At 65.3% G+C, this 15,850-nt stretch carries 14 protein-coding genes; 12 read left to right on the forward strand and 2 right to left on the reverse strand.

Features of this window, described 5'->3' with window-relative positions:
* Positions 1-151 precede the first annotated feature (151 nt).
* Together ppk1 and Q322_RS0104145 are read left to right on the forward strand one after the other, a co-directional pair.
* Positions 152-2,278 carry a polyphosphate kinase 1 gene (ppk1, locus tag Q322_RS0104140; RefSeq protein WP_051668158.1) on the forward strand — a complete coding sequence of 709 codons (2,127 nt, stop codon included), beginning with the start codon at positions 152-154 and terminating at the stop codon, positions 2,276-2,278.
* Positions 2,279-2,442: 164 nt separating this feature from the next.
* Positions 2,443-3,081 carry a phospholipase A2 gene (locus Q322_RS0104145; protein WP_029476220.1) on the forward strand — a complete coding sequence of 213 codons (639 nt, stop codon included), beginning with the start codon at positions 2,443-2,445 and terminating at the stop codon, positions 3,079-3,081.
* Positions 3,082-3,155: 74 nt separating this feature from the next.
* On the opposite strand, the gene Q322_RS0104150 is transcribed toward Q322_RS0104145, so the two are convergent.
* Positions 3,156-3,992 carry a MerR family transcriptional regulator gene (locus Q322_RS0104150; protein WP_029476223.1) on the reverse strand — a complete coding sequence of 279 codons (837 nt, stop codon included), beginning with the start codon at positions 3,990-3,992 and terminating at the stop codon, positions 3,156-3,158.
* Positions 3,993-4,095: 103 nt separating this feature from the next.
* Between Q322_RS0104150 and Q322_RS0104155 the strand changes: the two genes are divergently transcribed.
* From Q322_RS0104155 to Q322_RS0104170, 4 genes are all read left to right on the forward strand, one after another.
* Positions 4,096-4,776, forward strand: a complete 681-nt coding sequence (locus tag Q322_RS0104155) for a glycerophosphodiester phosphodiesterase (RefSeq protein WP_029476225.1) — start codon at positions 4,096-4,098, stop codon at positions 4,774-4,776.
* Positions 4,777-4,848: 72 nt separating this feature from the next.
* Positions 4,849-6,132, forward strand: a complete 1,284-nt coding sequence (locus Q322_RS0104160; protein WP_029476227.1) for an ABC transporter substrate-binding protein — start codon at positions 4,849-4,851, stop codon at positions 6,130-6,132.
* A 175-nt stretch (positions 6,133-6,307) separates the two neighbouring features.
* Positions 6,308-7,240 (forward strand): carbohydrate ABC transporter permease, encoded by a 933-nt coding sequence (locus Q322_RS0104165; RefSeq protein WP_029476229.1) that lies wholly within the window; start codon positions 6,308-6,310, stop codon positions 7,238-7,240.
* Positions 7,241-7,296: 56 nt separating this feature from the next.
* Positions 7,297-8,172, forward strand: a complete 876-nt coding sequence (locus Q322_RS0104170) for a carbohydrate ABC transporter permease (protein ID WP_084147789.1) — start codon at positions 7,297-7,299, stop codon at positions 8,170-8,172.
* 57 nt (positions 8,173-8,229) lie between these two features.
* On the opposite strand, the gene Q322_RS0104175 is transcribed toward Q322_RS0104170, so the two are convergent.
* Entirely contained in the window at positions 8,230-9,741 is a 1,512-nt protein-coding gene (locus Q322_RS0104175; protein ID WP_029476233.1) for a carboxypeptidase M32, read from the reverse strand.
* A gap of 118 nt (positions 9,742-9,859) precedes the next feature.
* On the opposite strand from Q322_RS0104175, the gene Q322_RS24405 reads away from it, so the two are divergent.
* From Q322_RS24405 to Q322_RS0104200, 6 genes are all read left to right on the forward strand, one after another.
* Positions 9,860-10,840 carry a TolB family protein gene (locus Q322_RS24405; RefSeq protein WP_245593131.1) on the forward strand — a complete coding sequence of 327 codons (981 nt, stop codon included), beginning with the start codon at positions 9,860-9,862 and terminating at the stop codon, positions 10,838-10,840.
* A 61-nt stretch (positions 10,841-10,901) separates the two neighbouring features.
* A complete protein-coding gene (locus Q322_RS24410; RefSeq protein ID WP_245593133.1) occupies positions 10,902-11,693 on the forward strand; it encodes an alpha/beta hydrolase family protein in 792 nt (263 codons plus the stop codon).
* A 164-nt stretch (positions 11,694-11,857) separates the two neighbouring features.
* Complete coding sequence (mreB, locus tag Q322_RS0104185) at positions 11,858-12,907, forward strand: rod shape-determining protein (protein WP_156952875.1); 1,050 nt, start codon at positions 11,858-11,860, stop codon at positions 12,905-12,907.
* A gap of 103 nt (positions 12,908-13,010) precedes the next feature.
* Complete coding sequence (gene fabZ, locus Q322_RS0104190; RefSeq protein WP_029476237.1) at positions 13,011-13,439, forward strand: 3-hydroxyacyl-ACP dehydratase FabZ; 429 nt, start codon at positions 13,011-13,013, stop codon at positions 13,437-13,439.
* Between the two features lie 105 nt (positions 13,440-13,544).
* The gene (locus tag Q322_RS0104195) at positions 13,545-14,690 is read left to right on the forward strand and encodes an LptF/LptG family permease (RefSeq protein ID WP_029476239.1); all 1,146 of its coding nucleotides are present in this window, start codon (positions 13,545-13,547) and stop codon (positions 14,688-14,690) included.
* A 2-nt stretch (positions 14,691-14,692) separates the two neighbouring features.
* Positions 14,693-15,823, forward strand: coding sequence for an MGDG synthase family glycosyltransferase (locus tag Q322_RS0104200; RefSeq protein WP_342667653.1), 1,131 nt, complete (start codon positions 14,693-14,695; stop codon positions 15,821-15,823).
* Positions 15,824-15,850: the final 27 nt, after the last annotated feature.

Raw genomic sequence — 15,850 nt, forward strand, 5'->3', positions numbered from 1 at the left:
TCCCTCCACGAATCATCAACCTCAATACCGGGTCACTCACGTCAATCGGTGCTTTAATGCCCTGATAGCCGCCTGATGGACCCGGTGCATCTTGCTGTTCGGAAGCGCCGACCACTGTTTCTATCCCCAGACCACAAAAGGAGTTGCCCCTGTGTCCCGCGCCAAATCGTCCGCCGTCCTGACCGAACCCGCTCCCGCCCAGGCCAAGCGCCGCCGCAAGAAGCCGGAGCCGGAGGGCCTAGGCGAGACGCGCACGCACAGCACGGTGGCGAACACCGAGAGCCGCTACCTGAACCGCGAACTGTCCTGGCTGGCCTTCAACGAGCGGGTGCTGGCCGAGGCGCGCGACGTTCGCAATCCGCCGCTGGAACGGCTGAAATACGCGGCCATCTGCGGCAGCAACCTGGACGAGTTCTTCATGGTGCGCGTGGCGGGCATCCACCGCCAGATCGCGGCGGGGGTCAGCACGCCGGGTCTGGACGGGTTGTCGCCGCGTGAGACGCTGGCGCTGGTCCGCGAACGCACCCAAGCCATGTTGCGCGAGATCGAGAAGACGACGCGCAAGATTCTGAAGCTGTTGATGGAAGAGGGCGTCAAACTGTGCCGCGTCGCCGATCTGGGCAAACGCGCCCGCGCCAGCCTGCGCGAACATTACCTGGCAGAAATTCAACCGGTGCTGACGCCGCTGGTGGTGGACCCCAGCCACCCCTTCCCGTACCTGAGCAACCTTAGCCTGAATCTGGCGGTGCTGTTGCGGGGCAGTTCCAGTGATGACACCGACTTTGCGCGGGTCAAGGTGCCGGTGGGCGTGCTGCCGCGCGTGGTGGTGATCGGTGACGCCCTGCTGATGCTCGAAGACGTGATCGCCGCACACATCGCCGAGCTGTTCAAGGGCCGCGAGGTGCTGGCCGCCCACGTCTTCCGTGTGACCCGCAACACCGATTACGAGTTCGAGGAAGAGGAGGCCGAGGATCTGCTGGCCACCATCGAGGACGGCCTGCGCCGTCGCCGCTTTGGCGCTGCCGTGCGGCTGGAAGTGGTGCGCGAGACGCCGATTAAACTCGTGACCTTCTTGCAGGAGCGTCTGAGACTGGCCGCCGAGGACATCTTTTTGCTGGAAGGGCCGCTGGGCACTGCTGACCTGATGGGCCTGCCGCTGGAGCGCGCGGACCTGGCTTTCGCGGCCTACGCGCCCGCCGTACCGGATCTGGACGGCGACGAGGAAAACGGCATCTTCGACACGCTGCGCGGGGGCGACGAGTTGCTGCATCACCCCTACGACGGCTTTGCCAACATCCTGAATTTCATCGAGGAGGCCAGCCGCGATCCGCAGGTGCTGGCGATCAAGCAGACGCTGTACCGCACCGGGGATGACCCGCGTCTGCTGGCCGCGCTGCGGACCGCCGCCGAGAACGGCAAGCAGGTGGTGGCTTTAATCGAACTCAAGGCACGCTTCGATGAGCAGCGCAATATCAGTTGGGCGCGCAAACTGGAGCGGGCCGGGGCGCATGTGGTGTACGGCATGGCGGGCCTCAAGACCCACGCCAAGGTAACGCTGGTGGTCCGCCGGGAAGAGAGTGGCCTGCGCCGCTACGTACACATCGGCACCGGCAATTACAACCCCAAAACGGCCCGCCTGTACACCGATCTGAGCCTGCTGACCGCCGATCCCGAAATCGGCATGGACGTGGCCGAACTGTTCAACCACCTGACCGGCTACGCCGAGGCCGAGTACACCCACCTGCTGGTGGCCCCCGACACCGCCCGCACCGGCCTGGAAGCCCTGCTGGAGCGCGAGGCCGACCATGCCCGGGCGGGCCACGACGCCTGGGCGCGCATCAAGGTCAACTCTTTGACCGATCCGGCCATGATCGAGGCGCTGTACGGGGCTGCCAGCGCCGGGGTCCGCATCGAACTGGTCATCCGGGGCGTGTGCTGCCTGCGCCCCGGCATCCCCGGCCTGTCTGAAAGTGTGCGCGTCCGCAGCCTGCTGGGGCGGTATCTGGAACACGCGCGGGTCTACGCCTTTGGCAACGCGGGTCACCCGGAGGTGTACTTCGGCAGCGCTGACTGGATGAGCCGCAACCTGGACCGCCGCGTGGAGGTCATTGCCCCGGTGCTGGATGACGCCCACCGCGCTCAATTTCTGGACATCCTGAACACCGAATGGACCGATCAGCGCGGGTCCTGGGAACTGTGTCTGGACGGCGAATACGAGAAATTACCGGGCGACAGCAGCGCGCAGGAAATGTTTGCGGCGGCGCGGCATCTGGTGTAGGGACGGGCATCCACCCGTTCGGGCGGGCGGCGCACGATTTAGCCTCTTTCAAAAGTGGTCCCGAGTGATGACCCTACGGTGAATGAAAATCTGTTCTGTCCCAGGGGCAACGATTTCCGCGTGCCCGCGTTTTTGCCTTCCCATTCCCATCCCAGGAGACCCACATGCGCTCACTGCTGTTGCCCGCCGCCCTGCTGTCCCTCACTTTGATGGCCTGTGGGCAGACCACGCCCAATGCCAGTGTTTCCACCGGAATCGACGCCTACGCCCAGCGCCCGGAATTGCAAAACGCGGGCAGCCAGGCGATTCTGGAAAAGTACGGCAACCTTCCGGGGTTGCTGGAAGCCTTGCAGGAGGCGTACGGCGAGCGGCCCGCAGACCTGAGCCTGCCCGCCACGCCGACCATTACCGGTCTGGACCTCGCCAGTGACCGACTGGCCTACATCAAGCGCACCGGCTGGGGCAGCGTGAACAATTACACCAGCCAGTACGCGGCCTACGCCTTCACGGGCTACCCCTATCCCGGTCTGGACTGGGGCCGCGACGGATGCAGCGCCCCCGACGGCTTGGGCCTGGGCTACCGCGAGGACTTTAGACCCGCCTGCAATGTCCACGATTTCGGCTACCGCAACCTGAAGGTGTATCAGCGCACCGACGCCAACCGCCAGACCACCGACGAGGCGTTCTACACCAACATGAAGGCCATCTGCGCCGCCAAGAGCTGGTACAAGCGCCCGGCGTGTTACAGCGCCGCCTTTGCCTATTACGAGGCCGTCCGGTTGAGGGGCGGGGGCAGCTTTTAACGGTTGAACTCAGGAAGGACGCCGCCCGCGAATCTGCATTCGGGCAGCGTCTTCAATTCAGGCCAGCATCCGGCTCAACCGTTCTGTCGCACGAACGGCCACGCCACATCCCCTGCCGGATCGCTGTCTTTCAGCGTGTCCCAGTCGTGCGGGTAGACCTCGCGGGGGCTGAAAGAACTCCTGTCGCCGTGCACTAAGGCGTAGGCACAGGCCGCGTCGTAGGCTTCCAGGATGCCTGGGAACTCGAACTGCGCTCTGGTCAGGGTGACGAAGGCTTCGTGGTGGGCACTTTCCTCGCGCAGCACATAATCCCTGCCCGGCTTGAGGTTCCCGCTGTACGGCACGCAGACCTCCACCGGACCGTCGCTGTCCTCGTTGACCTGGCCGTGGTAGACGACAAAGGGAGCGCCCGCGAGGCTTGCGCCCTGCTCCTGAATACGGCGGTGGAGGTCGTTCATTCCCTTGCAGATGAAACCGGGCAACTCTGCCACCCGCAGGCGGCGGGAGACGGTGGCCACCTGCTGGGCGGGAACGGAACGCTGCTGGACGTTGAAGTGCTGGGTCATGCTGGGTTCTCCTTTGAGGGTACGCAGGACATAGCGGGCCAGTTCGCGCCGCTGGACGTGCTGGGTCTCGGCCCGCGTCCAGTAGCCCCGGATCAGGTCCGGCTGCTGTTCTGCCGGGGCGTCCAGCACGGCGCGGATGTCGCTGAGAGACAGGCCGAGCTGGCGCAGCAACCCGATCAATCGGGCCTGGGGCAACTGCCGCGCCGAGTAGTAGCGGTAGCCGTTATCCGGGTCCACCCGTTCGGGCGGCAGCAGGCCCAGTTCGTCGTACAGGCGCAGGGCTTTCAGGCTCAGGCGGCTGGCCCCGGCAAAGGTGCTGCTGGTCATGTCTGGTGCTGTGGTCATGGAGCTGGTGTCTTCATGGAGCGCACCTCCGGAGGTGCCTGTAGCTTGAGGGCTGCCCCAGGAGCCGAGTCAAGAGTGGAGCCAAGCGGGTAGGCTTGAGCGTATGACGCCGCTGCTCTTAGGCCACCGGGGAACGCCACGACTGCACACCGGGAACACCATGCGGGGCTTTCAGGCCGCGCTGGACGCTGGATTAGATGGCGTGGAACTGGATGTGCGGCGGCTGGGGGACGGCACGCTGGTCATCCACCACGACGAACAGTTGCAAGATGGCCGCGCCCTGCCAGAAATGGTAGCCGCTGATTTGCCCGATTACGTGCCGACGCTGGAACAGGTGCTCGGCTGGGCGGCGCGAACGGGCGCGTACCTGAACGTGGAAATCAAATACGAGCGGGCGTGGCCCGATGACCGCGTCTCCCGCACGCTGGACGCCATCCGGGCGCATGGGCTGGCTGGGCAGGTGATCGTCAGCAGTTTCAATCCTCTGATTCTGGCCGCCGCCCGCAGGCACGCGCCGGAGATCGAGCGGGGCTTGCTGTACCACCGCAGCTACACGTTTGGCCCACTGGACCTCGTGCCGCCCGTGCTGCGCTGGCTCAGGGCCGACGCCTCGCACCCGCACCACACGCTGATCGACGGGGCGCTGATGGCACAGGCGCGGGCCGGGGGCTGGCGGGTCAACACATGGACCGTGAACAACCCCGCCGAGGTGATCCGCCTAGAAGCTCTGGGCGTGTCTGCCCTGATCGGCGATCTGCCGGATACTCTGCTCGCCTCGCGCTGAGACGGCGTTTGCACCTTCTGACCGTGGACTCAGCTTGACAAGGCTATGACGGGGAGCGCCTAATTTAAGTCCATGAAAAAAATAATGTTGACGCTGGCCCTGATGGGCACGGCCACTGCACAGACCACCGTGGAATTCTGGCACTCCTTTGGGGACGCCAAGCGCACCGGCTGGATTCAGGAGCGCGCCGACGAATTCAACAAGGCCAACCCCGGCACCAAGGTGGTGCCCACCTACAAGGGCAGCTACAACGACAGCCTCCAGGCCACCATTCTGGCCGCGCGTCAGGGCAAGCCGCCCGCGCTGGTACAGATCTTCGAGGTCGGCAGCCAGCTCGCCCTCGACAGCGGCGTGTTCCAGCCCGTCAGCAGCGTCAAGAACGTGGATTTCAGCGATTACATCAAGCCCGTCATCAACTACTACACCATTGGCGGCAAGGTGAACAGCCTGCCCTTCAACTCCAGTAGCCCGGTGCTGTACTACAACAAGGATCTGATGAAGAAGGCGGGGCTGAATGCCAATCAGCCGCCCACCACCTTCGGCGGCATGCTGGATGCCTGCAAAAAGATCGAGGCTGCCAAGCTGGGCGTGACCTGCTTTGGCATGAGCCTGAACGGCTGGTTTATCGAGCAATGGATGGCGCAGCAGGGCGCACCGCTGTTGAACAACAACAATGGGCGCACCGCCCGCGCCACCGCCACCAACCTGGACAGCGCCGCTGCCAGGAACATCTTCACGTTCTTCAAGACCCTCCAGGACAACAAATACTACACCTATACCGGCAAGCTGGAGGACTGGGACGGCAGTGATGCCATCTTCAACAACCAGAAGGTGGTGTTTCATATCACCTCCACCGCCGACATCGGCAACAACGGCGAGGCCGCCAAGAAAGCTGGATTCCAGATGGGCATCGGCGTGCTGCCCATTCCATCGGGAACCAAGCGCAACGGCGTGGTGATCGGCGGGGCCAGCCTGTGGATTCCCAAGGCCGCCCCCAAGGCGCAGGCCGAGGGCGCGCTGGACTTCGCCCTGTTCATGACCAACACCGCGAATATGGCGTCCTGGCACAAGCTGACCGGCTATTACCCGGTGCGCCAGAGCAGCATCGATCTGCTGCGCAAGCAGGGCTGGTTTACCCAGACGCCGCTGCAACTGGTGGCCTTTAACCAGCTCACCCGGACCGTGCCCAGCCCCGCCACTGCGGGTGGCCTGAACGGCGCGGCCATCCAGACCCGCAAGATCATCGAGGAAGGCGTGCAAAAGGTCCTGAGCGGCCAGAGCGTGGACGCCGCACTCAAGGAAGCCAAGGCCCGCGCAGACGCCGCGCTGAGCGAGTACAACGCCAACTTCAAGTAAGCTTCCCGGTTTTCAGCCGCCCCGCCCGCTTGGGTCTGGGCGGCTTTTTGGGGCCGTGCGAGGGGCAGGTGACCCAACCCTGACATGGCCTGCCCTAAAACAGACTAAATTAAACCCCTCAATCCCCGACACCGTTTTGACTGTGTTCCCGCACGAACCCAAGGAGGTTCCGCCCTTGCTCAAGCCCGCACAAACCACCGCCAACACCGAGGCCAACGCGGTCTTCCGGGGCGCAGCCATGCCCTGGTTTTTTCTGCTGCCCAGCCTGCTGATCCTGGCCGTCTTCATCTACCTGCCCGCGCTGCAAACGCTGCGGCTGGCGGCGTACAAGGCCAACCTGATCCTGGGCACTGAGCGTTTCGTGGGCCTCCAGAACGTGACCGAACTGCTGCTGAGTCCGGCGTACCGGCAGGTCGCCCTGCAAACGCTGATCTTCATGGTGCTGACCGTGACTCTGGGCCTGCTGTTCTCGCTGGGGCTGGCGTGGCTGGCCAGCCGCCCCGTTCGCGGCTCCAAGTATTACCGCCTGCTGCTGATCTACCCGTATGCCCTGAGTCCGGCCATCGCCGGGACGCTGTGGCTGTTCATGTTCAACCCGGAAATTGGGGTGGTCAATCAATTGCTGGGCAGCCTGTTCAGCGTCAAGCCGCGCTGGCTGGATGACCCCATTCTGGCCTTTGGGCTGGTGGTGGTGGCAGCCATCTGGAAAGGGCTGGCGTACAACATCGTGTTTTACCTGGCCAGCATTCAGAACCTGCCCGGCGACGTGATGCAGGCCGCCGAGATTGACGGGGCGACGCCCGCACAGGTGTTCTGGCGGGTGGCCTTTCCGCTGCTGACGCCGATCACGTTTTTTCTGGTGTTTACCAATATCATCTCGGCGCTGTTCGATTCCTTTGCGCTGACCGACATCCTGACGCGCGGCGGGCCGTACTTCCACAACGCGGGCATCACGACGTTTCTGGTCTATCAGCTCTACCAGGACGGCTTCGTGAATTTCAAGAGCGGGGTGGCCGCCGCGCAGGCCGCGCTGATGCTGGTGCTGGTGGCATTTATTACATTCATGCAGTTCAAGGTGGGCGAAAAGCGGGTGCACTATGGCGGGTGATCGGGCCAGTGGTCAGCGGTTAGTGGTGGGTGGCATCCGGTTTGGGGGTGGGCAACGTGGCAGTTAAAACGGACACTCTTACACCGCAGGCGGGCAAAAGCGGCGGGCGCGGGCCGGGCCGCCGGGGAGCGGTATGGCCTACCCACGTCGCCTTGATTCTGGCGGTCATCATCATCAGCACGCCGCTGATCTTCGCGCTGATCAAGGCCACGCAGGCGTCCAGTCAGGTAATCAGCCCCAACATGCTGCCGGGCAGCTCGTTTTTCGACAACCTGAGCAGCATCTGGGTGGAGGCTAAGCTGGGGCGCTACATGCTCAACAGCACGATTGTGGCGATCTGCGTGACCACCGGCAAGACGATTCTGGCTTTAATGGCCGCGCTGGCCTTCGTGTACTTCCGCTTTCCGCTCAAGAGCGTGGCCTTTACGCTGGTGCTGCTCTCGCTGATGCTGCCCACCGAGGTGCTGATCATCGCGCTCTTTGATCTGGTCAGCCAGGACCTGAAGTGGGCCAACACCTTTGCCGCCATCATCGTGCCGTTCCTGGCGAGCGCCACGGGCACTTTCCTGTTCCGCCAGCATTTCCTGAACATTCCCACCAGCCTGGCCGACGCCGCGCGCATCGACGGCTGCGGGCCGCTGCGCTACCTGACCCGCATCCTGATTCCGATGAGCTGGAACACCATCGGCGCGCTGGCCGTGATCCAGTTCGTGTACGCCTGGGACCAGTACATCTGGCCGCTGGTGATCGTGCAGCAGGACGACAAGCAGGTGGTACAGGTGGGCCTGCGCAAATTGATCGAGGTGGGCGGCCAGACCGACTGGGGCGCGGTGATGGCGGGCGCGATCATCACCATGCTGCCGCCGCTGATCGTCTTCACGCTGCTTCAGGAGCAGTTCAGCCGGGGTTTTGCGCTGAGCGAGGACAAGTAGCGGCGACAAAAGAAGAGGGGGAGGCTTACATCCCAGCCTCCCCTCTTCTTTTGTCACTCAGCTCACCCCGTACAGCTCCCCGTACTTCTCCCGCAGGTACTTCAAATAGGGTTCGACGGTCATCGCCTGCCCGGTGGCCCGCTCCACCAGTTCGGCGGGTTTGTACAGCTTGCCCGGCGCGTAGACGTTCTCGCGCAGCCAGCCGTGCAGGCGGCTGAAATCGGCGCGGGCGATGTCGCCTTCAAGGCCCGGATTGGCTTGCTCTGCGGCAGCGTAGAACTGCGCGCTCAGGACGTTGCCCAGCGTGTAGCCCTGAAACGCCCCGCCGATGCTGCCGAAGTACCAGTGCACGTCCTGCAACGCCCCGTCTACATCACTGGGGGCGCGCAGGCCCAGGTTCTGCTCGTAGGCAGCGTGCCAGGCGTCGTTCAGGTCGCGCACGGCCAGGCTGCCGCCCAGAAGCTGGCGCTCCAGCCCGTAGCGGGTGATGACATGCAGGTTGTAGGTCAGCTCGTCGGCATCGGTGCGGATCAGGCTGCGGGCCACGGTGTTGACGGCGCGGTGCATCTCGTCCTCGGACACGCCCGCGAGCTGCTCGGGAAAGGCGTCGCGGAATTTGCCGAAGTAGGCGGCCCAGAAGGCGCGGCTCCTCCCCACCTGGTTTTCCCACAGCCGCGACTGACTCTCATGCACCCCGGCGCTGACGCCGCCGCCGATGGGCGTGTCCAGATACTCCTCGTCCACGCCCTGCTCGTACAGCGCGTGTCCGGCCTCGTGCAGCGTGGAGTACAGCGCCTCGCCAGGGTCATTTTCCCTGACGCGGGTGGTGATCCGCACGTCTGCGCGGCCCAGCCGGGTCATGAAGGGGTGGTGCGTCAGGTCCTGGCGGCCCCGCGTAAAGTCGTAGCCGTAATCGCGGATGACCGACTCGCCGAATCTGAGCTGCGCAGCGCTGTCGAAGTGGCGGCCCATAAAATCGGTGCGGGGTATATCGGCCCCGATCACGGCGTCGGCCAGCGGCACCAGCGCCTCGCGCAGTTTGCTGAATACGTCGCCCACCTCCGCCGCCGTCATGCCCTCGTCGGACTGGTCAATGAAGTAGTCCATCGGATCACTGAATACGGGGAAGTAGCTTGCGGCCTGAAGGCTGAAATCCCGCGACTTTTCCAGATACGGCACCATGCGCGCGAAGTCGTTGTCGGGCCGGGCCGTGGTCCAGGCGCTGTAGCTGTCGCCGCCGTGCCGGGTCCAGGCGGCCACAAAGTCGGCGGGAAAGCGGGTGGCTTCCTCGAAATTCTTGCGGGCCACGGCCACCATGCGCGTCTGTGCGGGCGAGAGGTCCGCCCTGCCCTGCGCCGCGTCCAGCAGCCGCCCGTATTCGGCGTCGGTGGCGCGGGCGTGGGCCATGCGTGACAGCAGCGACTGCTGCCGCGAACGCCCCGCCGCCGCCCCGGCGGGCAGGTACGTACTCTGGTCCCAGCCCAGCAGTGAGCCGATGCCGCCCAAATCACTCAGGTCCTGCCAGCGGGTTTTCAGGTCTTCCCACTGGGCGTCTGTTTTGGAAGTCATGGCGAGAGGGTATCGCAGGCAGACAGGGCGTGGCCTCAAAAAACCCGTCAGGCTAGCCGATTGGCTTATCGCCCTTTCTTCATGTTCTGCCTTTGTTCTGTGTGGAACACTTGATCCCATGTCCCAACGTATCTCTCTGGAAGCTCTGGCGGCCCTGCCCACGGTGGCGGCGCTGAACGTTTCTCGCGGCGGCGATCAGGTGGCCTTTTACGCCGACTGGACCGGACGGTTCGAGCTGTACACGCTGAATCTGGAGACCCGCCAGCGCCGTCAGCTCACGGATGGGCAGGCTCCCAAGGCCATCCGCGCGGGCTTCGTCTGGGCGGCCGACGATTCGCGCATCTTCTTCAGCCGGGACCACAACGGCGACGAACGGCAGGCGCTGTTCGATCTGAATCTGGAATCGGGCGAGGCCAAAGCCCTTCAGCACGATCCGCAGAGCATGGATTACGTCGCGGACGCGCACCCGGACGGCCAACGTCTGCTGATCAACAGCACGCGCGGCGGCCAGATGAACGTGCATGTTTATGACCTGTCGAAAGAGGGTGAAGACGCCTGGACAGCGCTCACCGCGTTGCCCAACTCCACCCAGGCCGCCGCCTGGAGTCCCGACGGCACGCGGCTGACGCTGACCACCAACGAGAGTGCGGACCTCCGCAACACCGACGGCTATGTGCTAAACGCCGATGGCTCTGGCCTGCGCCGCGTGCTGCGGGTGCGCGAGGGCAAGTCAGGACAGCGTGGGCGAGTGGCACCCGGACGGCCTGCGCGTGGCCGCCAGCAGCGATGCGGACGGGAATCGGCGAGTGGGCCTGCTGACCGTGGAAACGGGCGAGGTGCAGTGGCTGACCCCCGCCGACGAGCGCATCGAGGAATACTCCGGCAGCTTTTCTCCGGATGGGCGCTGGCTGAGCGTGATCCGCAACGTGGACAGCACCCTGACCCCGGTGCTGTACGACACGGCGACGGGAGAGGCGCGTGGGCTGAAGCTGCCGCCCGGTCTGGCCGTGGGGACCGAGTTCGCGCGCGGGGGGAGCCACCTGCTGTTCAGTTATGTGACCGCCACCACCCGCCCGCAGGTACTGCTGTACAACCTTGAAGACGACACCTCTGAAGTGCTGCTGGACGCCGAGTACGGCGAAGTGGACCCCGCCGACTTCGTGCCGGGCAAGTACATCAACTACCCGACGGCGGACGGGCTGAGTGTTCCCGCCATCCTCTACAAACCGCGTGAGCTGGAGGCAGGCCAGCAGTACCCCGCCCTGATCCACGCGCACGGCGGCCCCACTGCACAGTTCTTCCGGGGTTTCGACGCGCAGGCGCAGTTTCTGGCGGACCGGGGGTATCTGGTGCTGTGTCCCAACGTGCGCGGCAGCACCGGCTACGGCGTACCGTGGCGCGACGCCAACCTGCTGGACTGGGGCGGGCGCGATCTGGCCGACATCGCTGCCGGGGCCGAATACCTGAAGTCCCTGCCGGAAGTGGACGGGGCGCGCCTGGGCATCTTCGGCGGCAGTTACGGCGGTTACCTCAGCTACATGGCGGTGGTCAGGCAGCCGGACCTGTTCAAGGTGGGCGTGCCCATCGTGGGCATCACCGATCTGCCCCAACTGTACGAGGACAACGCCCGCGTGATGCCGCAACTGGGCTACTACTTCCGCACCATTATGGGCGATCCAGTGGAGAACGCCGCGCTGTGGCGGGACCGCAGCGCCATCACGCACGCCGCCGATCTGAAGGCGCACCTGTTGATGATGCACGGCACCAACGATCCGCGCTGCCCGGTCAACCAGGCCAGAGGCTTCCGCGACGCGCTGCTGGCGAACGGGCGCGAGGAAGGGCGCGACTTCGAGTACGTCGAATTCGGCGACGAGGGCCACGGCGCGGGTGACATCGCCGGAAAGACCCGCAGCTACCGCCTGATGGCCGATTACCTGGCGCGGCGGCTGTAGCTGTTTCCCGGCTCCCATTCAGGGGCGCTGGCAGCGAAGCAGACTGAGGGATTCGCCTTCCTTCCAGAAGGCCCTCAGCCTTCCCCAGGACCACTCATAACACCCTTCCGGGAAGCGCCCAAGGCCCGTGCTACGATCAGTGCGTTTTGACCGGAGGATGGAGTGTGAGGCTGTCAGAAGACATCGGAATTGACCTGGGAACGGCGACCTTTTTGATCTATACCAAGAGCCGGGGGCTGGTCTTGCAGGAACCCAGCGTGATCGCCATGACCCGCGACAGCAAGCAGGTGCGCGCGGTGGGCGAGGAAGCGTACCGCATGATCGGGCGCACCCCCGGCGGCATCGTGGCGGTGCGGCCCATCAAGGACGGCGTGATCGCCGACGAGGGCCTGACCGAGAAGATGATCACCATGTTCCTGCAAAAAGTGCAGGGCAACACGGGCCGCCTGCTGGGGTTCGGCGGCTTCAAACCGCAACTGATGGTGGGTGTGCCCAGCAATGTCAGCGACGTGGAGCGCCGGGCGGTGCTGCGGGCGGCGCTGAACGCCAACGCCAAGCGCGCCTTTCTCATCGAGGAACCGCTGGCGGCGGCCATCGGTGCGGGCCTCAAGATCACCGAGCCGCTGGGCAGCATGGTGGTGGACATCGGCGGGGGCAGCAGCGACGTGGCCGTGATCTCGCTGGGCGGCATCGTGGTCAGCGAGTCCATGCGCGTGGCGGGCAACGAATTCGATGAGAGCATCATCCGCTACGTGCGCCGCAAGGAAAACGTGCTGATTGGCGAGCGCACCGCCGAGGAAATCAAGGTCAAGGTGGGGGCCGCCATGCTGGTGGACGACTCCGAGAATCTGGTGGCCGAGGTGCGCGGGCGTGACCTGATCAACGGTCTGCCCCGCACCATCAGCCTGGACAGCCGCGACGTGGTAGAGGCGCTGGCCGAACCCGTGACCCGCATCGTGGAGGGCGTCAAGCGCGTGCTGGAAATCACCCCGCCCGAACTGGTCAGCGATATTATTGACCGGGGCATCGTGATGACCGGCGGCGGCAGCCTGCTGCGCAACTTCGACGAGCTGCTGCGCCAGACCACCGGCATTCCCGTCTCGGTGGCCGAGAACGCCGTGGAAGCCGTGGCCGTCGGCACCGGCATGGCGCTGGACATGCTCTCGGTGCTGGGCGACAGTCTGGTATCCAGCGACTATTACCTGCGGCGCTAAACAAAGCTGTGGAGCGTCCAGATCGAGGCGTCTGACCGTCTGAGGAAGGAGAATTCAGCGCCTTCTTTCCCCCGTTTCCTGCTTTCCTTCCAAGGAGTTCCCCATGCAACCCATCCTGATTCAGGAAGTGATGAACACCCTGCCCCACCGCTTCCCTTTCCTGCTGGTGGACCGCGTGCTGAGTGTGGAAGGCGGTGAGGTCCACGCCATCAAGAACGTGAGCGTCAACGAGCCGTTCTTCACCGGCCATTTTCCCACCGAACCCGTGATGCCCGGCGTGCTGATTATTGAGGCGCTGGCCCAGGCCAGTTTCTTCTGCATGCACGAGGCTCTGGAACCCGGCACCATTGGGTATCTGGCGGGCATTGACGGCGCACGCTTCAAGCGCAAGGTCATTCCTGGCGACACGCTGCACCTGTATGCCAAGTTGGAATTCATGCGCCGGGGCCTGGGCAAGACCACCTGCCGCGCCGAGGTGGACGGCGCACTGGCGGCGGAGGCCACGATCCTGTTCGCGGTGGGCAAGGGGTGATCGGAAGGCAGGGCGCGGCGTGCTGGGCACAGAATAATCTCCTGACTGTGCCGGGCATTCCGCGTACCTCGTCTCACCTTTCAGGCAAACTGTTTTGAGGACGCTATGACCCGCCTCACCCGCGCCATTACCGCCGAGCTGATTCCGCCGCTGCTGGCGGGGACGCTGCTGTTCACGGCGGTCCTCAGCTTCGGGTATTTCTTTGTCTCCAGCCAGTGGCTGAGCGGGGTGCCGGTGGCCCTGATCGGCAAGTGGATCGGGCTGCAAATGCCGGATACGCTGGTCAAGGTCTTTCCGATGGCGACTGTGCTGATGACCGTGGTGGCCTTTGGGCGCATGAGCACCGAGCGCGAGCTGGTGGCGGTGCAGTCCGGGGGCATCAGCCTGGGGCGGGTGGCGCGGCCCGTGGGCGTGGTAGCCGCAGCGGTCACGGCGCTGGCCGTGTGGCTGAGCCTGTGGGTGGCCCCGCGCGCCAACGTGGAAACGCGCGGCCTGTACTGGGACGGCCTGACCGGGGCCGGGCTGTCGCAACTGGTGGGCAAGACGGTGGACCTGGGCGCGGGCCTGACGCTGGCGCTGGCCGGATACGACACGGCCTCCCGCGAGTTGCGGGGCGTGCGGGTGGAGAAGTGGCTGCCAGACGGGGGAAGGCGGGCCACCCTGATCTTCGCCGATGCGGGGACCTTCGAGAACTCTGTCCTCTCGCTGCGCGGGTACAGCGTTTACACCGTGGACTACGCGGCGGCGGCACAACTCTCGGCGGTGCCGGACAATGACCCGGCGGCCTTCCGCACGGCGGTGCAAGGCGTGTTTCCCAGCGTGGTCATTCCCGAAAAGGCCAGCGACACGCTGAATGTGGACACCGGGCTGTCGCGCAAGCAGACGCTGGCCACCTACGCAGACGCCATCGGTGCGGACGCGCAGGGGTGGCCGGAACTGATCGCGGCGCTGACGGCCCCCGGCGGGAAGCCCGCCGACCGGCAGGCGGCGCGGCTGAACCTGAACCGCAAGCTGGCGCTGCCCTTCGGCAATCTGGTGCTGGCGCTGGCCGCGTTGCCCTTCGCCCTGCGCTTCGGGCGCACGCTGGGGGTCAGCCTGGGCATCGCCCTGCTGATCGCGGTGGCGTATTACCTGCTGTTCTTCGTCGGCCTGACGGTGGCGGCGGCAATGCCTGCCCTGCCGGAACCCGGCGCGTGGCTGGCGAACATCGTCTTCGCGGCGGGCGGGCTGTGGCTGCTGAGGCGGACTTGAAGGTGACGGCCCTGCCAGGCGCTTCACCGCTGCGCGCCCTGTTTGTCGGCGCGTCGATTGGTTCAGGACACCACCAGGCACAGACCGCCGTGCAGCAGGCCCTGACCGGACGGGGCACCGCCGTTCAGGGTTTACAGAGCGACGTGGTGGGCTACCTGAGCGCCGCCGAACGAAGCTGGACGGTGGACCTGTACGCCTTCGAGCTGCGGCACGCGCCGTGGCTGTACGAGGCCTTCTACCACGGCACCGATCACGACCGCTCCTTCAGCATGATTGAATTTTTCTGCCGCTGGGTCGGTCTGAAGGGGATGCGGCGTGATCTGGCCCTGACCCAGCCGGAACTCGTGCTGAGCAGCTACTGGTCCTCGGTGCCCCTGGCGCACCATGTCCAGCGGCACACCGGGCAAAGCTTCATCAACGCGCTGATCGTCACGGATTACCGCGCCCACCGCCACTGGATCAGGCACGAGGCCGATCTGGTGATGGTGGCCACCGAGCAGACGGCGCAGCAGATGATTGAGCGTGGCCTGGATAGCCGCAAGCTGGAGGTAACCGGCATTCCCATCTCGGCCCGGTTCAGCGCCCTGATCGGGACGGACAGGGCGGCCCTGCGGGTCAGGTACGGCCTGCGGCCCGACGTGCCGCTGCTGCTCGTCTCTGGGGGGGGGACGGGCAGTTATCCGGCGCTGGGCCGCGTGCTGGGCGAACTGGGCAGCCTGGGACGGCGGGTGCAGGTGCTGGTGCTGGCCGGGGCCAGGGACCGGGGCATTCAGCAGGTGGGCGGAGCCACCGTCCACGAACTGGGGCACACCGACGACTTTCCCGAACTGCTGGCCGCCTCCGATCTGGTGGTGGGCAAGGCGGGCGGCCTGACCGTGGCCGAGGCGACTGCCCTGGGCGTGCCGCAGGTAATCCACGCGCCGATTCCCGGCCAGGAGGAATACAACGCCGCCTATCTGGAACGCTGCGGCGCGGGCCTGTGGGCACATGACCTGAGCGAACTGCGCCCCGCCGTCCTGCGTGCCCTGGACACCGATGAACACGCCCGCCTCAGCGCCTGCGCCCGCCGCATCAGCGTGCCAGACGCGGCGGACCGGGTGGCGGCGGCCCTGCTGCGGCGGCTGGGACGGTGAGCAAAGGTCAGAGGGTCAAAGCGGTTG

This window comes from Deinococcus frigens DSM 12807, assembly GCF_000701425.1.
Classification (GTDB): Bacteria; Deinococcota; Deinococci; order Deinococcales; family Deinococcaceae; genus Deinococcus; species Deinococcus frigens.

Excerpts from the sequence above, each read along its gene's own strand:
- Q322_RS0104195 (WP_029476239.1), top strand. The coding sequence starts at position 13,545 with ATGACCCGCCTCACCCGCGCCATTACCGCCGAGCTGATTCCGCCGCTG.
- Q322_RS0104155 (WP_029476225.1), top strand. The coding sequence starts at position 4,096 with ATGACGCCGCTGCTCTTAGGCCACCGGGGAACGCCACGACTGCACACC.
- Q322_RS0104150 (WP_029476223.1), bottom strand. The coding sequence starts at position 3,992 with ATGACCACAGCACCAGACATGACCAGCAGCACCTTTGCCGGGGCCAGC.
- Q322_RS0104160 (WP_029476227.1), top strand. The coding sequence starts at position 4,849 with ATGAAAAAAATAATGTTGACGCTGGCCCTGATGGGCACGGCCACTGCA.
- Q322_RS0104145 (WP_029476220.1), top strand. The coding sequence starts at position 2,443 with ATGCGCTCACTGCTGTTGCCCGCCGCCCTGCTGTCCCTCACTTTGATG.
- Q322_RS24405 (WP_245593131.1), top strand. The coding sequence starts at position 9,860 with ATGTCCCAACGTATCTCTCTGGAAGCTCTGGCGGCCCTGCCCACGGTG.
- Q322_RS0104175 (WP_029476233.1), bottom strand. The coding sequence starts at position 9,741 with ATGACTTCCAAAACAGACGCCCAGTGGGAAGACCTGAAAACCCGCTGG.
- fabZ (WP_029476237.1), top strand. The coding sequence starts at position 13,011 with ATGCAACCCATCCTGATTCAGGAAGTGATGAACACCCTGCCCCACCGC.